Source organism: Sediminicoccus sp. BL-A-41-H5, from assembly GCF_050632405.1.
In the GTDB taxonomy this organism is placed as follows: Bacteria; Pseudomonadota; Alphaproteobacteria; order Acetobacterales; family Acetobacteraceae; genus Roseococcus.
Map to the genome: position 1 here is coordinate 3834085 of NZ_CP192601.1, position 18600 is coordinate 3852684.

The window sequence follows — 18600 nt, forward strand, 5'->3', positions numbered from 1 at the left end:
CGGCCGCCCCATTGCTGGTTGGTGTTGGTTTCGTTCGGGATGGACACGAGGATATGGCTTCCGTTTTGACGTCGCGCCGCGCTCTGGCTGGCATGGTCCTAGCGCCCGCATTGCTCGGCACGCAAGCCGCGCGGGCGGCGGCGGGCATCGAGCGGCTGCGCGAGGGCACGCGCCCCATGCCCGCCATCACCTTCCAGGATGCCGAGGGGGCGGAGAAGAGCCTCGCGGATTTCCCGGGGCAGGGGCTGGTGATCAACCTCTGGGCCACCTGGTGCCCGCCTTGCGTGGCCGAGATGCCGGCGTTGGAGCGGCTGGCGCGGACGCTGGCGGGGGACCGCATCCCGGTGCTGCCGCTCTCCTCCGACCGCGGCGGGCGGGCGGTGGTGGAGGCCTTCTACCAGCGCATCGGGCTGACGGGGCTTGGCATCTGGCTCGACCCGCGCGGCGCGGCGGCCCGGGCGCTGGGGGCGCGCGGCCTGCCGACGACGGTGATCGTGGATCGCCAGGGGCAGGAGCGGGCGCGGCTGGAGGGCGATGCGGCCTGGGACACGGCGCCCTTCGTGGCGGCGATCCGCCGGCTGGTGGGGCCGGCGCCGGAGCCGGTGTTGCGAACCTGATGGACGGGCGCGCGCGCCGGGCCTAGCCTTCCCGCAGCCGGCATCAGACCGGCCAGGGAGGACATCATGCCAATCAATCGTCGCCATCTGGGCGGGGCCGCCATTCTGGCCGCCACGCTTGCCCCCGTTCTCGCGAACGCTCAATCCGCCGATGAGCAGGCCATCGCCCAGGCCGTCGCGGCACTCACGCGCGCCATGCTGGCGGCCGATCGCGCCGGGCTGGAGGCGCTGACGCATGAGGGGCTGAGCTATGGCCACTCGGCCGGGCGCATCGAGAACCGGGCGCAGTTCGTGGGCAACATCGTCGAGCGCAACAACCCCTTCGGCGAGATCAACATCACCAACCAGACCATCCAGGTGAATGGGGATGACGCGATCGTGCGCCATGTCTTCACCGGCCACACCACGGGTGGCGGGCGCATCACGCCCGTGAACATCGGTATTTTGCAGGTGTGGAAGAAGCAGGGCGGCGCCTGGAAGCTCTACGCGCGCCAGGCGTTCACGCGGCCGCAGGCCTAGTCCCGGGTTCCGAGGGGCGAGCCCCTCGGCGAGAGGGGTCTGGGGAGAGCAGAGCTCTCCCCAGTTGGTTACTCTGCCGCCTGCAAAGTGGCCGTCTCCGCATAGGCTTCGAGCGGCGCGCAAGTGCAGACCAGGTTCCGGTCGCCATGGACATTGTCCACGCGCTTCACCGGCGGCCAGTACTTGTTCATCCGCACATAGGGCAGCGGGAAGGCGGCCTGTTCGCGCGAGTAGGGGTGTGCCCATTCGCTCGCCATGACTTCCGCCATGGTGTGCGGCGCGTTCTTCAGCGGGTTGTCGGCGCGGTCCATCCGGCCTTGTTCGACGGCGCGGATTTCGGCGCGGATGCTGATCATCGCGTCGCAGAAGCGGTCGAGCTCGGATTTCGTCTCGCTCTCCGTCGGCTCCACCATGAGCGTGCCAGTCACCGGCCAGGACATGGTGGGGGCGTGGAAGCCGTAATCCTGCAGCCGTTTGGCGATATCCTCGACGAGGACGCCGCCATTCTGCTGGAAGCCCCGGCAATCCAGGATGCACTCATGCGCCACCATGCCCTGCCCGCCGCGGTAGAGGATGGGGAAGTGGTCGCGCAGGCGGGCGGCCATGTAGTTGGCGTTGAGGATGGCGATCTGCGTCGCGCGCGTCAGGCCCTCGCCGCCCATCATGCGGATATACGCGTAGCTGATGGGCAGGATGGCCGCCGAGCCGAAGGGCGCGGCGGAGACAGGGCCGAAACCCGTGGCCGGGCCCGCTTCCGCCACCAGCGGGTGGTTCGGCAGATGCGGGGCGAGGTGTGCGGCCACGCCGATCGGCCCCACGCCCGGCCCGCCGCCGCCATGCGGGATGCAGAATGTCTTGTGCAGGTTCAGGTGGCAGACATCGGCACCGATCGAGGCGGGCGACGTCAGGCCCACCTGCGCGTTCATGTTGGCGCCGTCCATGTAGACCTGCCCGCCCTCGGCATGGATGATCGCGCAGATCTCGCGGATCGCCTCCTCAAAGACGCCATGGGTCGAAGGGTAGGTGACCATGAGCGCGGCCAGGTTCGGGCCGTGCTGCCTGGCCTTGGCCCGCAGGTCCTCGACATCCACATTGCCGTCGCGGTCGCAGCCGGTGACGACGACCTTCATGCCCGCCATCACGGCCGAGGCCGGGTTGGTGCCATGCGCGGAGCTCGGGATGAGGCAGATGTTGCGATGCCCCTCGCCGCGCGCCTGGTGATAGGCGCGGATGGCGAGCAGGCCGGCATATTCGCCCTGGCTGCCGGCGTTGGGCTGCAGCGAGACGGCGGCGAAGCCGGTGACGCGGCAGAGCCATTCCTCCAGCTGCCGGATCATCGCGATATAGCCCTGCGCCTGATCCACCGGCGCGAAGGGATGGATATCGGCGAAGCCCGGGAAGGTGACGGGGATCATCTCCGCCGTCGCGTTCAGCTTCATGGTGCAGGAGCCGAGCGGGATCATGGAGCGGTTCAGCGCCACATCCTTGTCCTCCAGCCGCTTCATGTAGCGCAGCATGGAGTGCTCGGCGTGGTGCGAGTTGAACACCTCGGCCTTCAGGAAGGCGGTGGTGCGCGCCAGCGTCGCAGGGATGCCGCCCCTGGGCGTCACGGCGGCGAGGTCGCCCTGGCCGAGGAGGCCGGCGAGCGTGGCGAGCTCGCCGCGCGTCACCGTCTCATCGAGCGCGATGGCGATGGCATTGCCGCCCACGCGGCGCAGGTTGAAGCCGGCGTCGAGTGCCGTCTGCATCACCGCGTCGGTCTCGGCGCCGGTCTCCAGGCAGATCGTGTCGAAGAAGGCCGTGTCCCGCACCGGGAAGCGCGAGGCGCCGGCCAGAACGCGGGCCTGAAGGGCTACGCGGCGGGCGATGCGCTTCAGGCCTTCGGGGCCGTGCCAGACGGCGTACATCGAGGCCATCACGGCCAGCAGCACCTGCGCGGTGCAGATGTTGGAGGTGGCCTTCTCGCGGCGGATATGCTGCTCGCGCGTCTGGAGTGCCAGGCGCATGGCCGGCGCGCCGGCCGCGTCAATCGAGACGCCGACAAGGCGGCCCGGCATGCTGCGCTTCAGCGCATCGCGCACCGCCATGTAGCCGGCATGCGGGCCGCCATAGCCGAGCGGCACGCCGAAGCGCTGCGAGGAACCGACGACGATGTCGGCGCCCATCTCGCCCGGGGGCGTGACCAGCGTCAGCGCCAGCAGGTCGGCGGCCACGATGGCGAGCGCGCCGGCGGCATGCGCCGCCTCGATCTCGGAGGTGATGTCGCGCAGCGCGCCGGTGGTGCCCGGATACTGCGTCAGCACGGCGAAGGGCTTCTCGGCGGCCACGGTGGCGGCGAGCTGAGCGGGCTCGGCGAGAACGATGCGGATGCCCACGGGCTCGGCGCGCACCTGCACGACGGCGATGGTCTGCGGGTGGCAATCGGCCGCCACCACCAGCACGTCGCTCTTCCCCTTGTGGGTGGAGTGGGCGAGCGTGACGGCTTCCGCCGCCGCCGTGCCCTCATCGAGCAGCGAGGCGCCGGCGACGGGCAGGCCCGTCAGATCGGTGATGAGCGTCTGGAAATTCACCAGCGCTTCCAGGCGGCCCTGGGCGATCTCGGCCTGATACGGGGTGTAGGCCGTGTACCAGCCCGGATTTTCCAGGATGTTGCGAAGGATCACGGGCGGCGTGTGCGTGCCGTGATAGCCCATGCCGATCAAGGACCGCTTGCGGATGTTGCGCTCGGACAGCGCGCGCAGTTCCGCGATGGCGGCGGCTTCGTTCACCGGGCTCGGCAGGCCGGAGAAATCCATGCCGCGGATGGCGGCGGGCACGGTGCGCGCCGTCATCTCCTCAAGGTCGGTGCAGCCGATGGTGGCCAGCATGGAGGCCACTTCACCGGGCGTCGGCCCGATGTGGCGGCGGATGAATTCGCCTGAATCCTCTAGCGCCGTGAGTTCGGACAGGATGCTCATGCAAGGCTCTCCACATAGGCCGCATAGGCGTTGGCATCCATGAGATCGTCCGGCAGCGCGCCGGCGGGGGCGATCTTGAAGAACCAGCCCGCGCCGGTGGGCTCGCTGTTGATCAGCGCGGGTTCATCCACAAGGCCGCTGTTCACTTCCGTCACGCGGCCGGCGATGGGGGCATAGACGTCGGAGGCGGCCTTCACGGATTCCACGACCGCGACGGCCTCGCCCGCCGTCACCTCGCGGCCGGCTTCGGGCAGGTCCACGAAGACCACGTCGCCCAGCGCGTTCTGCGCGTGGTCGGTGATGCCGATCACCGCGATCTCGCCCTCGAAGCGGATCCACTCATGATCCTTGGTGTATTTGATGTCGCTCATGGGTTCGGCCTCAGCGTGCGTAGCGGTGGGGTTGGAAGGGCATGGCGGCGACGCGCGCCGGCAGTGGCTTGTCGCGGACAATCAGGTCGAGCGAGGTGCCATCGGCAGCGGCGTCGCGCGCCACATAGCCCATGGCAACGGGTGCCCCCACGGAGGGGCCGAAGCCGCCAGAGGTGACTTCGCCAATGACGGCGCCGCCCTGCTGGATCGGCGTATGGCCGCGCGCGGGCTGGCGCCCCTCGGGGCGGATGCCGACGCGCAGGCGCTTCACGCCATGGTCGAGATGGTCGCGCACCACATCGGCGCCGCGGAAATTCCACTCCATGCGGCGGCGCTTGCCCATGGACCAGGTCAGGTTCGCCTCGACCGGGCTCGTGGTCTCGTCCAGGTCATTGCCGTAGAGGCAGAGGCCAGCCTCCAGCCGCAGGCTGTCGCGCGCGCCCAGGCCGATCGGCATGACGCCCGGCATGGCGAGCAGCGCGCGGGCGAGCTTCTCGGCCTGCTCGGCGGCCACGGAAATCTCCAGCCCGTCCTCGCCCGTATAGCCGGAGCGCGAGGCGATGACGGGAATGCCCGCGATCTCCATCTCCATGATGCCCATGAAGCTCATCGGCGTCGGGATCAGGGTGGCGACGGCGGGGCCCTGCAGCGCCAGCAGCGCGCGGTCGGGCAGGGGGCGGAGCTTCACGCCGGTCGGCAGCACGCTCTCGATCAGCGGGAGGTCGATGTCCTTGCGCGAGGCGTTGACCACGAGAAACAGCCGGTCGCCCATATTCGCGAACATGAAGTCGTCCACGATGCCGCCCGCCTCGTTCAGCAGGAGCCCGTAGCGCTGGCGGCCGGGCTTGAGGCCCTGGACATCGGCCGGCGTCAGCTGTTCCAGCGCGGCGGCCGCAGTTTCCACGCCATTGGCATCGATCAGTTCCGCCTGCCCCATGTGGGAGACGTCGAAAAGCCCCGCCTGGGCGCGGCAATGCAGGTGCTCGGCCATGATGCCGGCGGTGTATTGCACGGGCATGGAATAGCCCGCGAAGGGCACCATGCGGCCGCCCAATTCGCGGTTCAGCGCATCCAAAGGCGTCGTGCGCAGTGATTCGGACTCGGTCACGCATCCCCCTGCCGCTTGGCGGCATCTGAGTTTCGTGACCCCCCTCTGTCCGAGAGACCTGAGAGATTCAGCGGTTTGCTGCGCAGCCGATTCACGCCTCCGGGCCATGCGACCCTTCGGCGATCGGATGCGAGCGGTGCAGCCGATTCACGCCTCCAGGCCATGCGGCCCTTCGGCGATCGGATGCAACCACCTTACTCCGTCGGTGCCGCCCCCCTTTCGGGAGGCGAGCTTTCCAGAGTGCCCACCCGCGCGCGGCCCTTTTGCCTGAGCGTTTCCGGGGGCCGGTTGCGCCTTCGGCGATCCTCGCCCGCTGGAGGGCTCGGATTCTCTCCCGCGCGCGATGCACAGGCAGGAGGGTCATGCCCGCGGATCGTGTCGAACGCAAGGCGTATCGAACGCCCTTGGCATCCGGCGGGACCGGCGATGCATGAAAACCGGGCGCATGCCCCTGGAAGCGCCTGAAAACCCGGCCACCGGTTCCCGGCGCCGAAGCCCCGGGCTAGCCTCGCGGCCAAACCGGAGGAACCGCCATGCTCGAACCGCTCGCCGCGGCGCATCTGCCCGCAGGCATCCGCGCCCGCCACATCAACCATGTGAACGGCCTGCGCATGCATGTGCTGGAGGCGGGCGAGGCCGGGCGGCCACTGTTGCTGCTCCTGCACGGCTTTCCCGAACTGGCCTATTCCTGGCGCAACATCATGGTCCCGCTGGCCGAGGCCGGGTACCACGTCGTCGCCCCCGACCAGCGCGGCTATGGCCGCACCGAGGGGCCGACCCCGGTCTTTGACGAGGACCTGACCGCCTACCGCCCACTGGGCTATGTGCGCGACGCGCTGGCCCTGGTGGCGGCCCTCGGCCACACGCATGTCGCCTGCGTCATCGGCCATGATTTCGGCGCGCCTGTCGCCGGCAATGCCGCGCTGACGCGGCCCGATGTCTTCCGCGCCGTGGTGATGATGAGCGCGCCCTATGGCGGCCCGCGCGCCTGGCCGCTGGGCGAGCAGGGCAAGCCCGAGGGCCTGTCCGGCCTCGCCGCGCCCGAACTGCATGAGGGGCTGGCCCGGCTCGACCCGCCGCGCCAGCACTACCAGTGGTTCTATTCGACGCGCGAGGCCGATGCCGACATGCGCCACGCGAAGCAGGGGCTGCACGCCTTCCTGCGCGCCTATTACCACCACAAGAGCGCCGACTGGCCGGCCAACAAGCCCTATCCGCTCGGCGCCTTCACCGCCGAGGCGCTGGCCGTGCTGCCCACTTACTATGTCATGCCCGCCGGGATCGGCATGGCCGAGACGGTGGCGGCCGAGATGCCCGATGCCGCCGCCATCGCCGCCAATCGCTGGCTGCCCGAGGCCGCGCTCGTCGTCTATGCCGAGGAATATGGCCGCACCGGCTTCCAGGGCGGGCTGCAATCCTACCGCTGCACGACGAGCGGCCAGGCGGCGGCCGAGATGCGCCTGTTTGCCGGGCGTGGCATCGAGGTGCCGTCCTGCTTCATCGCGGGCGCCAGCGACTGGGGCATCCACCAGAAGCCGGGCGAGTTCGAACTGATGCAGGGTCAGGGCTGCCGCGATCTGCGCGGGCTGCACCTCATCCCTGGCGCCGGGCACTGGGTGCAGCAGGAACAGCCGGCCGAGACGGTGCGGCTGATCCAGGACTTCCTGCGCGGCCTGGGCTGACGCCTCAGCCGCGCAGCAGGGCGTCCGGGTAGAAGCGGCCGCCCTGGCGCGCGCCTTCCAGCCGGAAGCCGCCGGGCAGGGGGAGGCTCACCGGCTCAGGGGCCGCATCGGCCCAAGGGTCCCAGGCCTGATGCAGGATGCGGCCCTGCATCCCCTTGGGGCGCAGCCCCAGCACATGCAGGAGGGTCGGCGCCACATCGGTCAGGTCCGCCATGCCTTTCATCGTGAGGCCGGGGGTGAAGGGCCCGCCCTCGAAGGCCAGCACGGTCGCCAGTTCGCGCCGGTGCAGCCCGCCATGCATGCCGCCGCCCTCGGGCACGTCCGGCGCGTCGAAGGGCGCCTGGCCGGGCAAGCCGAAGGCATCCGGCCCCTCCTCGCCGGCGAAGAGCAGGACGAGATCGGCCGCGCGGGGGTGATTCGCCTCCAGCAGCGAGAGTGGCGCGGCCCGGCCGGGCAGCAGCGCCGGGTCATTGGCCAGCAGCGGCCCGGCCCAGGGCTGGCGGGCCAGCCAATCCGCCACCTGCGGCGCGAGGGCCGGGTCGTTCAGCCAGATCCCGGGCGCGCCGGCCGGGGCCACGGTGATGGCGGTGCCGCCCGCGCCGGCCGGCAACCCGTCCCGCGCCATCAGTTCCGCGAGCGCGATCTTGCGATCGCCCGTCACATGCCCGTGGTCGGAGAGCACGATCAGTCCGATGGCCTTGGCGTCCGGCTGGGCGTCGCGCCAGTCGCGGATGCGGGCCACGCAGGCATCTGCCTCGGCGAGCGCCAGCGCCGCCTCGGGGTGGCCGAGGCCGCGGTAGTGGAAGCTGATATCGGGCTCCGGGCACCAGAAGAGCGCCACATCCGGCCGGTGGTGGGGCAGGACATGCTCGGTCAGCACGCGGGCGGCGTGGCGGCTGCGCGCCAGGTTGGGCACGCCAGCCGGCGGTGTCGGGCCGAGTTGTTCCGCCACCGCCCGTGCCTCCTCCGTGTCGGTGTCGGCCGCATTCCAGCGGAACTGGCCGAGGCGCCGCGCCGCCGGGCTCGCCACCAGCGTCTGCCCCGGCGTGCCGGCGGAGACGACGGCGAAGCTGAGGCCGGCCGCGGCCAGGTGCTCGCCGATTCCGGGCCGTTGCAGGGGCGATTCCGCGCCGTCCGAAAGGATGCGGTAATCCTCGGCGTCCTTGGTACGCAGCAGGCGGTCGGGCGCGAGCGCGCGGTCGAAGAGGGTGTTGCCCACCATGCCATGCCCCGCCGGGCGGCAGCCGGTGACGAGCGAGGGTGTCGCCACCCTCGTCTCGCTGGGGAAGACGCTGCGGGCATTGGCGAAGCGCGTGCCGCGGGCGATCAGCGCCGAGAGCGCCGGCATGGCGGCGGGCGTGACCATGTCGGGCCGGAGCCCGTCCAGCACGATGAGAATGAAACGCAAGCGCGGGACTCCGGATCAGGAAGTTCAGGATGGCGCGTCCTGATGCATGCGTCACGGGCGTAACTGGCGCGAATCTGTTGCGCGTGCTGCAAACTGGTGGTTAGGCCATTGTCGAGATCTGTGCATTTTTGCGGATGCCCCGCCCGGCGGAAGGGAACAGGCGAGCTTGCAGCGAGAAATCGCATCCGTGATGGCGGCCTGCGGATTGCGCAACATCCGCTACGTCACCTTCCCGCCGGTCGTCTTCGCGACGCCCGCGCCCGAGCTGTTGCCCGAGGCCGAAGCCGCGCCGGTGGTGCCGGAGGCCGCGCCCGAGGTGATGGAGCTGGCGTGCGCGCCGGTGCCCTTGGCTGCGGAAGTGCCGGTGCCGCCCGCCGAGGCGCCCGCCCCGCCGGCGGTCGAGCCGGTTGTCGTGGCGGCACCCATCGTCTCGCCCGGCTTCGCCGAGGTGTCCGTGGCGACCATCCCGGTCGTCCAGCCCGTGATGGCCGAGGCCGCGGCGGTCCCGTCCCCCGCCAGCCCGGCGCCTCATCACGCCCCGCGCCCCGGCATGCGCCGCCTCGCCGAATTCGCCGCCGAACTGGCCGAGGCCCGGCGGCCGGCCAAGCTGGTCCCGCATATGCCGCCCGCCCCCCCCTCCGAGACGCCGCCCGGCGTGGTGCCGCTGCGCCAATACGCGTTGCTGCGGGACATTGCCGGCGAGCTGCGCCCGCGCCGGGTCCGCGCGCGCTCCGGGAAGCGGGCATGAGCCTGATCGCCTTCGCTTCGCCAAAGGGGGGTGTCGGCAAAACGACAGTGGCTGCCCATGTGGCCGCGCTGCTGGCGCGGCGCGGCCACAAGGTCATCGCCATCGACCTCGACCCACAGAACGCGCTCCGCCTGCATCTCGGCGTCTCGCTGCGCGAGGAGCGTTGCTTCCTGAGCTGCCTGGGCAGCCCTCCCTCCTGGCGGGAGGCGCTGGTCGAGACGGAATGCGGCGTGCGCGTGCTGCCCTATGGCCCGGCCGACCCTCTGCGCGCGCTCGAGGTCGCGCAGCTCCTGGCCAACGAGCCGCAGCACCTGGCCGAGCCGGTGCGCGAGATGATGGCCCTGCCCGACGTGATCATCGTGCTCGACACGCCGCCCGGGCCCAATGCCGCGCTGGCCGCGCTCATGCCCCGGCTCGACCTGATGGTCATCCTGCTGCTGGCCGATGCGGGCAGTGCCGCCATCATCCCGCAGATTGCCAACAACCGCGTGCTGGGGCGCGGCACGCTCGGCGCGCGCGCGGCGGATCGCGCGGTGCTGGTGCTGAACCAGGTGGACGACACCGAGCCGCTCTCGGACGCCGTCTTCGACATGGCGCGCAACGCCATGGGCAACCGCATGATCGGCGCCATCTGCCGCGACCCCGCACTCGCCGAGGCGCTGGCCGACAAGCGGATGCTGCTGAATGGCGAGGCGGGCGCCGGCGAGGACCTGGAATTGCTGACCGAGGCGATCGTGAAGCGCCTCAAGCTCTCGCGCCCCGGCGGGCCCTCGGGCGGCCGGGCCGGCGGCTTCTCCGCGCTCAGCGAATGGGGCAGCCAGTGAGCGGGGAGCGTTTCTCCGAATACGTGCAGACCTTCCCGGGGCCGGCGCCGCGCAATGCGCGCCTGCTCCGCACCGCCGCCATCCTGCTCGGCTTGCTTGGCGCCTTCTTCTTCATCACCGTGCCGATGGAGGAGGAGGGGCAGGTCTGGCTGACCATCGGCGGCATCGCCGCCTTCCTCGTGCTCAACCGCAACAAGTCCCGCAAGGTCGGGCTCATCCTCGTCGTCCTCTCGGTCATGGTCACCTCGCGCTACCTCTTCTGGCGCGCGACCGAGACACTGGAATTCGAGACCTGGCTGCAATCCATCCTGGGCATGCTGCTCTTCGGCGCGGAGCTCTTCGCCGGCGCGCTGATGACGCTCTCCTACATCCAGACGAGCTACCCGCTGGATCGCAAGCCCGTGCCCATGCCGCCCAACCCGGACGACTGGCCGACGGTGGACATCTACGTCCCCAGCTACAATGAGAGCCTCGATCTCGTCCGCCCGACGGTCCTGGCCGCGATGAACATGGACTACCCGCGGGACAAGCTGAACGTCTGGATCCTGGATGACGGGCGCCGCCCCGAATTCCGCGCCTTCGCCGAGGAATGCGGCTGCGGCTACATCATCCGCCCCGACAACAAGGGCGCCAAGGCCGGCAACCTGAACCACGCGATGCGCCACACCACGGGCGAATACATCGCGATCTTCGATTGCGACCACGCGCCGACGCGCGCCTTCCTCCAGCTCACGCTGGGCTGGCTGATCCGCGACAAGCGCATCGCGCTCGTCCAGACGCCGCACCATTTCTACTCGCCCGATCCCTTCGAGCGGAACCTGGTGCGCCAGCGCCTGGTGCCGAATGAGGGGCTGCTCTTCTACGGCGCGATCCAGCCGGGCTCGGACCTCTGGAACGCCGCCTTCTTCTGCGGCTCCTGCGCCGTCATCCGCCGCACCGCGCTGGAGGAGGTGGGGGGCGTGCCCCATGTCACGGTGACGGAGGATTGCCACTGCGCGCTGAAGATGCAGCAGAAGGGCTGGCACACCGCCTATATCCGCATCCCGCTCGCCGCCGGTCTGGCCACCGAGCGCCTCGCGCTGCATATCGGCCAGCGGCTGCGCTGGGCGCGCGGCATGCTGCAGATCATGCGGACGGAGAACACGCTCTTCGCGCCCGGCCTGAGATGGATGCAGCGCTTCTGCTACTTCATCGCGGGTTTCGGCTTCCTCTTCGCCCTGCCGCGCGTGATCTTCCTGACATCGCCGCTGGCCTTCCTGTTCTTCGGCGAGAGCGTGATCGCGGCCAGTCCCGTCGCCATCATCGCCTATGCGGGCAGCCACATGTTCCATGCGGTGGCCACCACGGCGCGGCTGAACGGCAAGCATCGCCATTCCTTCTGGTCCGAGATCTACGAGGCCTCGCTCGCCGTGCCGCTGCTGCCGGTGACGCTGCTGACCCTGTGGGATCCGTCGAAGGGCAAGTTCAACGTGACGGACAAGGGCGGCATCCTGGAGGCGGGCTATCTCGATTTCCGCGCCGTGGCACCCAACCTGATCATGCTCGCGCTGCTCACCATCGGCTTCGGCATCGGCATCTGGGGCAGCTTCACGCATGACCTCGGCAGCCTGGAAGGCCGCGCCTATCTGCTGAACACCATCTGGGCCGGGCTCTGCCTCATTCCCCTCGCCGGTTCGGTCGCGGTGGGGCGGGAGCGCGAGCAGTCCCGCGTGCGCGCCCGCGTCGAGGCGGACCTGCCGGGCGAGCTCATCCTGCCCTCCGGCGAGCGGCTGCCGACGCACAGCGCCAACCTCTCCCTCTCCGGCGCGCGGCTGATCATTGATCGCGCGCTGGGCGTCGCCGAGGGGGACGAGGTGAAGGTGGCCTTCCAGACGGGCGGCGAGATCATCGAGCTGCGCGCGAAGGTGATCCGCTGGGACGGCAACGAGGTCTATCTGGAATTCATCATCGAAACCCTGGCCGACGAGGCCGGCGTGGTGCGGGCCTTCTTCGGCCGCCCCGACGCCTGGCTCTACTGGGACCATTGGCCCGAGGACAAACCCCTGCGCTCGCTCTGGACCGTCGTGCTCGCCTCGGCGGATGCCGTGTTCCGCAAATACCGCTTCGGCATCCTCCGCCCCTCCAAGTCGGTGGCGGCCCCGGCCAAGCCCCAGGCGCCGCGCGTCTCCGACGTGCTGGCGCCCCGACGCGGCCCGCCCCCCGCGCCGCCGGCCAATACGCCCACGCCCGCGCCGGCCAGCACCGCCGCGCTGCTGGCGCTGGCCCTGCTGGGCGCCGGCCCGGCGCTGGCGCAATCGCCCGCCGCCCCGCCGCCGCTGGTGCAGCCCGCCCTGACGCCCGCGCAGGCGGCCTCCGGCGTGATCCCGGGCGCATCCGGCCTGCCCGTCGCCCTGCCGCCATTGGATCGGGACGCCCTGCCGCCGGGCGCCCGTCTCGTCACGCGCAGCCTGCGCGAACTGGGCCTCTCCGGCCCCATGCAGCTGCGCGGCACGAATGACCTGCAGGGCGTGCTCTTCGGCCTGCGCGCGGATGAGGTGGTGACCCAGGCGCGCGTGACCGTGGCAGGCGGTGGCTCGCCCGCGCTCATCCCCTCGCTCAGCCAGATCGCCATCACGCTGAACGACCAGTTCGTCGGCACCATCCCGATGGACGCCGCGCGGCAGAGCTTCGGGCCGCTCGAATTCCCGCTCGACCCCCTCTATTTCAGCGAGGTGAACCGGCTGAATTTCCGCTTCGCCGGCCGCTACACCACCGAGTGCAACGACCCGCTCTCCGGCCTGCTCTGGGCCACCATCTCCGACCTCTCGACCGTGCAGATGCGGATCGAGCGGCTGCCGCCCTCCCGCGATCTTTCCCGCCTGCCGGAGCCGATCTTCGACCGGCGCATCCTCTCGGGCCTTGTCACCGTGCCGATGGTGCTGCCCGAGACGCTGGGCCCCTCCGGGCTGCGCGCCGCCGCCATCGCCGCCTCCTGGTTCGCGGTCCAGGCCGATTACCGCGGGGCGAACTTCCCCGTCTCGCGCGGCCTGCCCGAGCGCGGGGATGCGGTGGTGCTGGCCATGGGGGTGGATGCCGTCCCCGGCCTCACCATGCCGCGCGTGGACGGGCCGACGCTGGCGCTGCTGCCCAACCCGACCGACGCCTTCGGCACGCTGCTGGTCATCGCCGGGCGCAGCGAGGCGGATCTCGTCGCCGCCGCCCAGGCCATGGTGGCCGGCCGCGCCACGCTCTCGGGCGAGATCGCGCGCGTGGTGCCGCCCACCATCCCGCCGCGCCAGCCCTATGATTCGCCGCGCTGGATCCGGACCGACCAGCCCGTCACCTTCGGCAGCCTCATCGGGCGGGAGGAGCTGCAATCGGCCGGCTATTCGCCGGGCCCCGTGCGCATTCCCGTCCGCACCGCGCCCGACCTCGTCACCTGGCGCAACCGGGGCTTCCCGGTTCATGTCGAATACCGCTCGCCCGGCGGGCCGGTGATCGACGTCTCCGCCTCGCGCCTCGATGCCGCCTTCTCGGGCGCCTATCTGCGCTCCTTCCGGCTGGCCGATCCCGAGTGGATTCCGCCACTCACCGCCGCCGCCGACTGGTTCGCGGAGCTGCTGGGCTTCTCCTCGGCCACGCGCTCGGGCCGCTTCGACATCCCGCACTACCTCGTGCTGGGCCGGGATGAGCTGCAATTGCGCTTCGACATGCGCCCCATGGCGCGCGGCGATTGCGTGGCGGTGCCGGCCGATGTGCGGGCCGCGATCGAACCCGGCAGCACGGTGGACCTCCGCCGCGGCTATCGCCATGCGCGCATGCCCAATCTCGGCTTCTTCGCCTCCTCCGGATTTCCCTTCACCCGCATGGCCGATCTCTCGGGCATGGCCGTGGTGCTGCCCGAGCGCGCGAACCCGTTGGAACTCGGCGCCTTCCTCGACGTGGTCGGGCAGTTGGCCGCGACGGTGGGCGTCGCCTCCACCGGCCTGCAGGTGGTGACGCCGGGCGGCCTTCCCTCCGCCTCGCAGCGGGACCTGCTGGTGATCGGCACACTCGGCCGCCAGCCGGCACTGGGCACGCTCTTCCGGGATTCCCCGCTCAGGATCGAGGGCGAGCGGCTGACGCTCTCCGCCCCCGGCGCCCTGCAGGATGTCCGTGCCCTCCTGACCGACGCGCCCGGCAGGGCCGAGCGCGGGCGCGCCTCCACCGTGCTGAACGAGGCCTCTGGCGAGGGGCTGGCCGCGCTGATGGGGGGCGAGAGCCCGCTGCAATCCGGCCGCTCCGTCGTCGCTATCACTGGCGTGACGCCGGCCGCGATCACGCAGATGGTGGCAGCGCTGACCGACCCGACGCTTGCGCCGCGCATCCAGGGCGACCTGGCCGTTCTGACCGGCGGGCGCGTCGAGAGTTTCCGCACCCAGGGCTCCTATGCCGTCGGCAGCCTGCCCTGGTGGATGCTGCCGCAGATCTGGCTGGGCGAGCGGCCGGAGCGGATGCTGCTGCTGATGCTGGGGGCGGCGGCGCTGGTCGGCGTCTCGCTCTACTGGGTCCTCCGGCGCCGGGCACTTTCGCGGTTGCGCGCACGGACCAATTTATGAGATTCTATCCTCTGGGGGACTTGAAGCATGCGTTGTGGGTCTGTGGCCTGGCTGCTCGGGGGGGCGGCGCTGCTCCCTGTGGCTGCCGCCGCGCAGCCGCAGGCGACGCCGGCATCCTTCTCCTCCATGGCGACCGCGAGCCCGGTGGACATCCTGGTGCGCCAGGCCGAGCGCTGGCTCGGCATGGATCGGCTCGACCTCGCCGCCTCCTCCATCGAACGCGCGCTCGCCGCTGATCCGCGCAACACCCAGGCGCTGGCCGTCGCCGCCCGCATCGAGGCGGCGCGCGGCAATCGCGCGGGCGCGGCCGGCCTCGCCACCCGCCTGCGCGAGGCGGGCGGCACGGAGGAACAGCGCAGCGTGGCCGAGGGCGCGCTGCGCGAGGCGAGCGTGGACCGCAACGCGATCGAGGAGGCGCGGCGCCTCGCCCGTGAGGGGCGCAGCGAGGAGGCGGCCGCGCGCTACCGCCAGGCCTTTGGTGGCGGCACCCCGCCGCCCGCCTTCCAGCAGGAATATTTCTCCGTCCTCGCCGGCACGCAGTCGGGCGGCGATGAGGGGCGGCGTGGCCTGGCGCGCCTTGCCGAGAGCCCGACGGCCACGCCGCGCGCGCGCCTCAGCTTCGCGCAGACCCAGACCTTCCAGCCGGCCACGCGCCAGGAGGGCATCCGCCGCCTGAGCGCTTTGGCGAACGACCCCGAGGTGGGCGAGGAGGCGCGGCGCGCCTGGCGCCAGGCGCTCACCTGGAGCGCGTCCGACCCCGCCTATGCGCCGCTGATCCAGGCCTATCTGCAGCGCTTTCCGAATGACGCGGAGCTGCGCCAGGCGCAGCAGGCCGCACTCGCCGCCGCCCCGCGCCCCGACCCCGGCGCCACCGCCCGGCAGGAGGGCTTCGAGCGGCTGGAGGCGGGCGGCGCCGCCGCCCTGCGCGACAGTGCCCGGCAATTCGAGGCCGCACTCGCCGCCAATCCGCGCGACGCGGACGCGCTGGGCGGCCTGGGCATCGTCCGCCTGCGCGAAAACCGCCCGACCGAGGCGCGGGAATTGCTGGAGCGCGCCGTGGCGGCCGACCCTGCCCGCGCCGCGCAATGGCAGGGCGCGCTGGATGGCGCGTCCTATGGCCTGGAACTGGCCGAGGCGCGCGCGGCCTTGCGCCGCAACGACCTGGACGCGGCCGACACCATCGCCCGCAGCGCCGCCCGCCGGCAGGTGGAGGACCGCACCGACATCGAGGTGATCCTGGGCCAGATCGCGCTGCGGCGCGGCGATGCGCCGGCGGCCGAGCAGCGCTTCCGCACCGCACTCGCCCGCCGCCCCGGCTTCGCGCCGGCGCGCGAGGGCCTGGCCCAGGCGCTACGCGCGCAGGGCCGGCTTTCCGAGTTGCCGCGCATCGCCGATGCCCAGCCCCGCCCGGGCGAGCGCGGTGCCGTCGCCGGCAACCCGATGGCCAACCAGTTGCGGGCGGATGCGGCGCGCACGACCGACCCCTTCGTGGCCGAGGCGCTGCTGCGCCAGGCGCTGAGCCAGGCGCCCAATGACCCCTGGATCACCCTCGACCTCGCGCGCGCGCTGCGCCGCCAGGGGCAGCTCGTCCCCGCCCGCGCCGTGCTGGAGGAGCTGGTCATCCGCGACCCGCGGCCGGACAGCTTCTACGCCGCCGCACTCTTCGCCGATGAGGGCGGGCGCATCGCCGATGCCGAGAACTACCTGAACCGCATCCCGCCCGCATCGCGCAACGCCGACATGGCGCGGCTGCAGGCGCGCATCCGCACGCAGCGGGATGTGCAGCGCGCGGCGCAGGGGCTGGGCCGCAGCACCGCCGATGCGCGCGTGCAGCTGCTCACCATCGCCGCCCGGCCCGACCCGACGGGGGCCACCGCTGCCGCCGTGATCCGTGCCTTCGGCGACGCCAATGACCGCTTCGGCGCCGCCGAGGCCGCCCGCGTGGGCGAGGCGGCGAACCGCAATGCGGGCACCCAGGCGCGGCTTGCCATCGCGGGCGCGCTGCTCGGCGCGGGCCTGGATGGCGAGGCCGCCGCCCTCGCGGACCAGGTTGACGCCCTGCCGAACCTGACGGGCGAGCAGCGGCGCGACATCGCATCGCTGCGCGCGGGCATCGCGGTCCGCGCCTCCGACCGCCTGAACGCCGAGGGCAACCAGGCCCAGGCCTTCGAGCGCCTGCGGCCGACGCTGGAGCGCGACCCGGAGAACACCGAGGCCAACCTCGCCCTCGCCCGCCTCTACCAGGGCGCGCGCGACCCGCGCGAGGCGCAGCGCATCGCTGAAGCCATGCTGGCCCGCAACCCGCGCAATTTCGATGCGCGCCAGGGCGCGATCGACGCCGCCATCGCGCTGCGGCAGCGCGCGCGGGCCGAGGCGCTGCTGGCCGAGGGGCAGGAGATCTTCCCGCGCGAAAGCCGGATGAGCCTGCTGGAGGCGCGCGTCGCCATCGCCTTCAACCAGGAGGATCGCGCCCGCCGCGCGCTGGAGATCGCTGCCGCGCAGCGCCGGGCCGAGCTCGGCACCTCCGCCGGCATGCCCACCGCCGTCGCGCAGGGCCAGGGCACGCCGGGCCAGCCCAACCCCTTCCTCCGCCCGGGTGCGGCCGTGCCGCTGCCCGCCATCCCCGGCGCCGCGCCCCAGCCGAGCGACCGGCTGACGCGCGAGATCAACCAGCAGATGGCCGAGCTGGAGGACCGCACGGCGCCGCGCGCCAGCCTCGCCGGCACGCTGCGGCAGCGCTCCGGCAGCTCCGGCATCGACCGCCTGCTCGACCTGCGTGCCCCGGTGGAGGCGGAGTTCACGCCGCCCGTCATCGGCGGGCGCGTGACCGCCAATGTCACCGCCGTCTCGCTCGATTCCGGCAGCCTGGGCAGCGACACCAACACGCAGCGGCGCTTCGGCACCGGCGCGCTCGCCAACCAGCTGATCAATTCGCGCACCACGGCGGCGGGTGTCGCGCTGGGCATGACCTATCGGCGCGGCGATTCCTTCCGCTTCGATATCGGCTCCTCGCCCATCGGCTTCCCGACATCCACCATGCTGGGCGGTCTCGAGATCGCGCCGCAGATCGGCGTGGCGCGCGTGCGGCTGACCGGCGAGCGGCGCTCGGTCGAGGACAGCATGCTCTCCTGGGTGGGCCAGCGCGATCCCTTCACGGGGCGCAACTGGGGCAATGTGATCCGCACCGGTGGGCGCGGGCAGCTCGAGCTGCCGCTCGGGCCCGGCTATGTCTATGCGGGCGGCGGCTATTCGGTGTTCGAGGGGCAGAACGTCGCCTCCAACAACCGCATCGAGGCCGGCGCCGGCTTTTCCTACCCGGTCATCCAGGGGCCGAATGGCGAGCTCAGCATCGGCAGCGACCTCGTCTATTTCGCCTATGACCGGAACCAGAGCCACTTCACCTATGGCAGCGGCGGCTATTTCAGCCCGCAGGCCTATACGGCCTTCAACGTGCCGGTGGATTACCGCGGCCGCTCCGGTGATTTCAGCTATCGGCTGGGGGCGACCGCCGGCTACGCCGTCTTCCGGCAGGAGGCGACGCCGGTCTTCGCCAACAATGCGGCCCTGCAGGCGCAACTCGTGCAGCGCGCGGCGACGATCGGCGGCGCGGCGCCGCTGCTGACGGTCTTCCCCGCGCAGAACCAGCAGAATTTCGTCGGCGGCGTGCGCGCCGACCTCGACTATGCCATCACGCCGCGCGTCAACCTCGGCGCGGGCTTCCGCTACGACAAGGCGGCCGACTGGGACGAGACGCGGGTCTTCATCCGGCTGCAATCGCGCTTCTGAGCG

Annotated in this window: 11 protein-coding genes and 1 riboswitch; of the genes, 7 read left to right on the forward strand and 4 right to left on the reverse strand. The window is 71.6% G+C overall.

Translation table 11 applies throughout. The annotated features are described in order from the left end of the window. Positions 1-92: 92 nt before the first annotated feature. A complete protein-coding gene (locus ACQ860_RS18765; protein WP_431304856.1) occupies positions 93-617 on the forward strand; it encodes a TlpA family protein disulfide reductase in 525 nt (174 codons plus the stop codon). A gap of 66 nt (positions 618-683) precedes the next feature. Beyond that, complete coding sequence (locus ACQ860_RS18770; RefSeq protein ID WP_431304857.1) at positions 684-1136, forward strand: nuclear transport factor 2 family protein; 453 nt, start codon at positions 684-686, stop codon at positions 1134-1136. Between the two features lie 68 nt (positions 1137-1204). Here the strand turns inward: ACQ860_RS18770 and gcvP are convergent, their stop codons facing one another. Genes gcvP through gcvT form a run of 3 tightly spaced genes read right to left on the reverse strand, consistent with a single transcriptional unit; the run spans position 1205 to position 5572 of the window. Beyond that, complete coding sequence (gene gcvP / locus ACQ860_RS18775) at positions 1205-4093, reverse strand: aminomethyl-transferring glycine dehydrogenase (protein ID WP_431304858.1); 2889 nt, start codon at positions 4091-4093, stop codon at positions 1205-1207. Further along, the gene (gene gcvH, locus ACQ860_RS18780; protein ID WP_431304859.1) at positions 4090-4464 is read right to left on the reverse strand and encodes a glycine cleavage system protein GcvH; all 375 of its coding nucleotides are present in this window, start codon (positions 4462-4464) and stop codon (positions 4090-4092) included. The genes gcvP and gcvH overlap by 4 nt, the downstream gene beginning before the upstream one ends. 10 nt (positions 4465-4474) lie before the next feature. After that, a complete protein-coding gene (gcvT, locus tag ACQ860_RS18785; protein WP_431304860.1) occupies positions 4475-5572 on the reverse strand; it encodes a glycine cleavage system aminomethyltransferase GcvT in 1098 nt (365 codons plus the stop codon). A gap of 245 nt (positions 5573-5817) precedes the next feature. Next, positions 5818-5919: riboswitch (glycine riboswitch) on the reverse strand. Between the two features lie 186 nt (positions 5920-6105). Between gcvT and ACQ860_RS18790 the strand changes: the two genes are divergently transcribed. Then, the gene (locus tag ACQ860_RS18790; RefSeq protein ID WP_431304861.1) at positions 6106-7254 is read left to right on the forward strand and encodes an alpha/beta fold hydrolase; all 1149 of its coding nucleotides are present in this window, start codon (positions 6106-6108) and stop codon (positions 7252-7254) included. Positions 7255-7258: 4 nt separating this feature from the next. Here ACQ860_RS18790 and ACQ860_RS18795 read toward each other — a convergent pair whose 3' ends face one another. Beyond that, positions 7259-8662, reverse strand: a complete 1404-nt coding sequence (locus ACQ860_RS18795; protein ID WP_431304862.1) for an alkaline phosphatase family protein — start codon at positions 8660-8662, stop codon at positions 7259-7261. 166 nt (positions 8663-8828) lie between these two features. Between ACQ860_RS18795 and ACQ860_RS18800 the strand changes: the two genes are divergently transcribed. From ACQ860_RS18800 to ACQ860_RS18815, 4 genes are read left to right on the forward strand one after another with little or no spacing between them, the layout of a single operon-like run. Further along, positions 8829-9410, forward strand: a complete 582-nt coding sequence (locus tag ACQ860_RS18800; protein ID WP_431304863.1) for a hypothetical protein — start codon at positions 8829-8831, stop codon at positions 9408-9410. After that, positions 9407-10234: a cellulose synthase operon protein YhjQ/BcsQ gene (locus ACQ860_RS18805; RefSeq protein ID WP_431304864.1), complete on the forward strand. Its 828-nt coding sequence runs from the start codon at positions 9407-9409 to the stop codon at positions 10232-10234. The genes ACQ860_RS18800 and ACQ860_RS18805 overlap by 4 nt, the downstream gene beginning before the upstream one ends. Continuing rightward, positions 10231-14811: a UDP-forming cellulose synthase catalytic subunit gene (bcsA, locus tag ACQ860_RS18810; RefSeq protein WP_431304865.1), complete on the forward strand. Its 4581-nt coding sequence runs from the start codon at positions 10231-10233 to the stop codon at positions 14809-14811. Before ACQ860_RS18805 ends, bcsA begins: the two co-directional genes overlap by 4 nt. 42 nt (positions 14812-14853) lie before the next feature. Then, a complete protein-coding gene (locus ACQ860_RS18815; RefSeq protein ID WP_431304866.1) occupies positions 14854-18597 on the forward strand; it encodes a cellulose synthase subunit BcsC-related outer membrane protein in 3744 nt (1247 codons plus the stop codon). Positions 18598-18600: the final 3 nt, after the last annotated feature.

Excerpts from the sequence above, each read along its gene's own strand:
- ACQ860_RS18765 (WP_431304856.1), top strand. The coding sequence starts at position 93 with ATGGTCCTAGCGCCCGCATTGCTCGGCACGCAAGCCGCGCGGGCGGCG.
- gcvH (WP_431304859.1), bottom strand. The coding sequence starts at position 4,464 with ATGAGCGACATCAAATACACCAAGGATCATGAGTGGATCCGCTTCGAG.
- ACQ860_RS18805 (WP_431304864.1), top strand. The coding sequence starts at position 9,407 with ATGAGCCTGATCGCCTTCGCTTCGCCAAAGGGGGGTGTCGGCAAAACG.
- gcvP (WP_431304858.1), bottom strand. The coding sequence starts at position 4,093 with ATGAGCATCCTGTCCGAACTCACGGCGCTAGAGGATTCAGGCGAATTC.
- ACQ860_RS18790 (WP_431304861.1), top strand. The coding sequence starts at position 6,106 with ATGCTCGAACCGCTCGCCGCGGCGCATCTGCCCGCAGGCATCCGCGCC.
- ACQ860_RS18770 (WP_431304857.1), top strand. The coding sequence starts at position 684 with ATGCCAATCAATCGTCGCCATCTGGGCGGGGCCGCCATTCTGGCCGCC.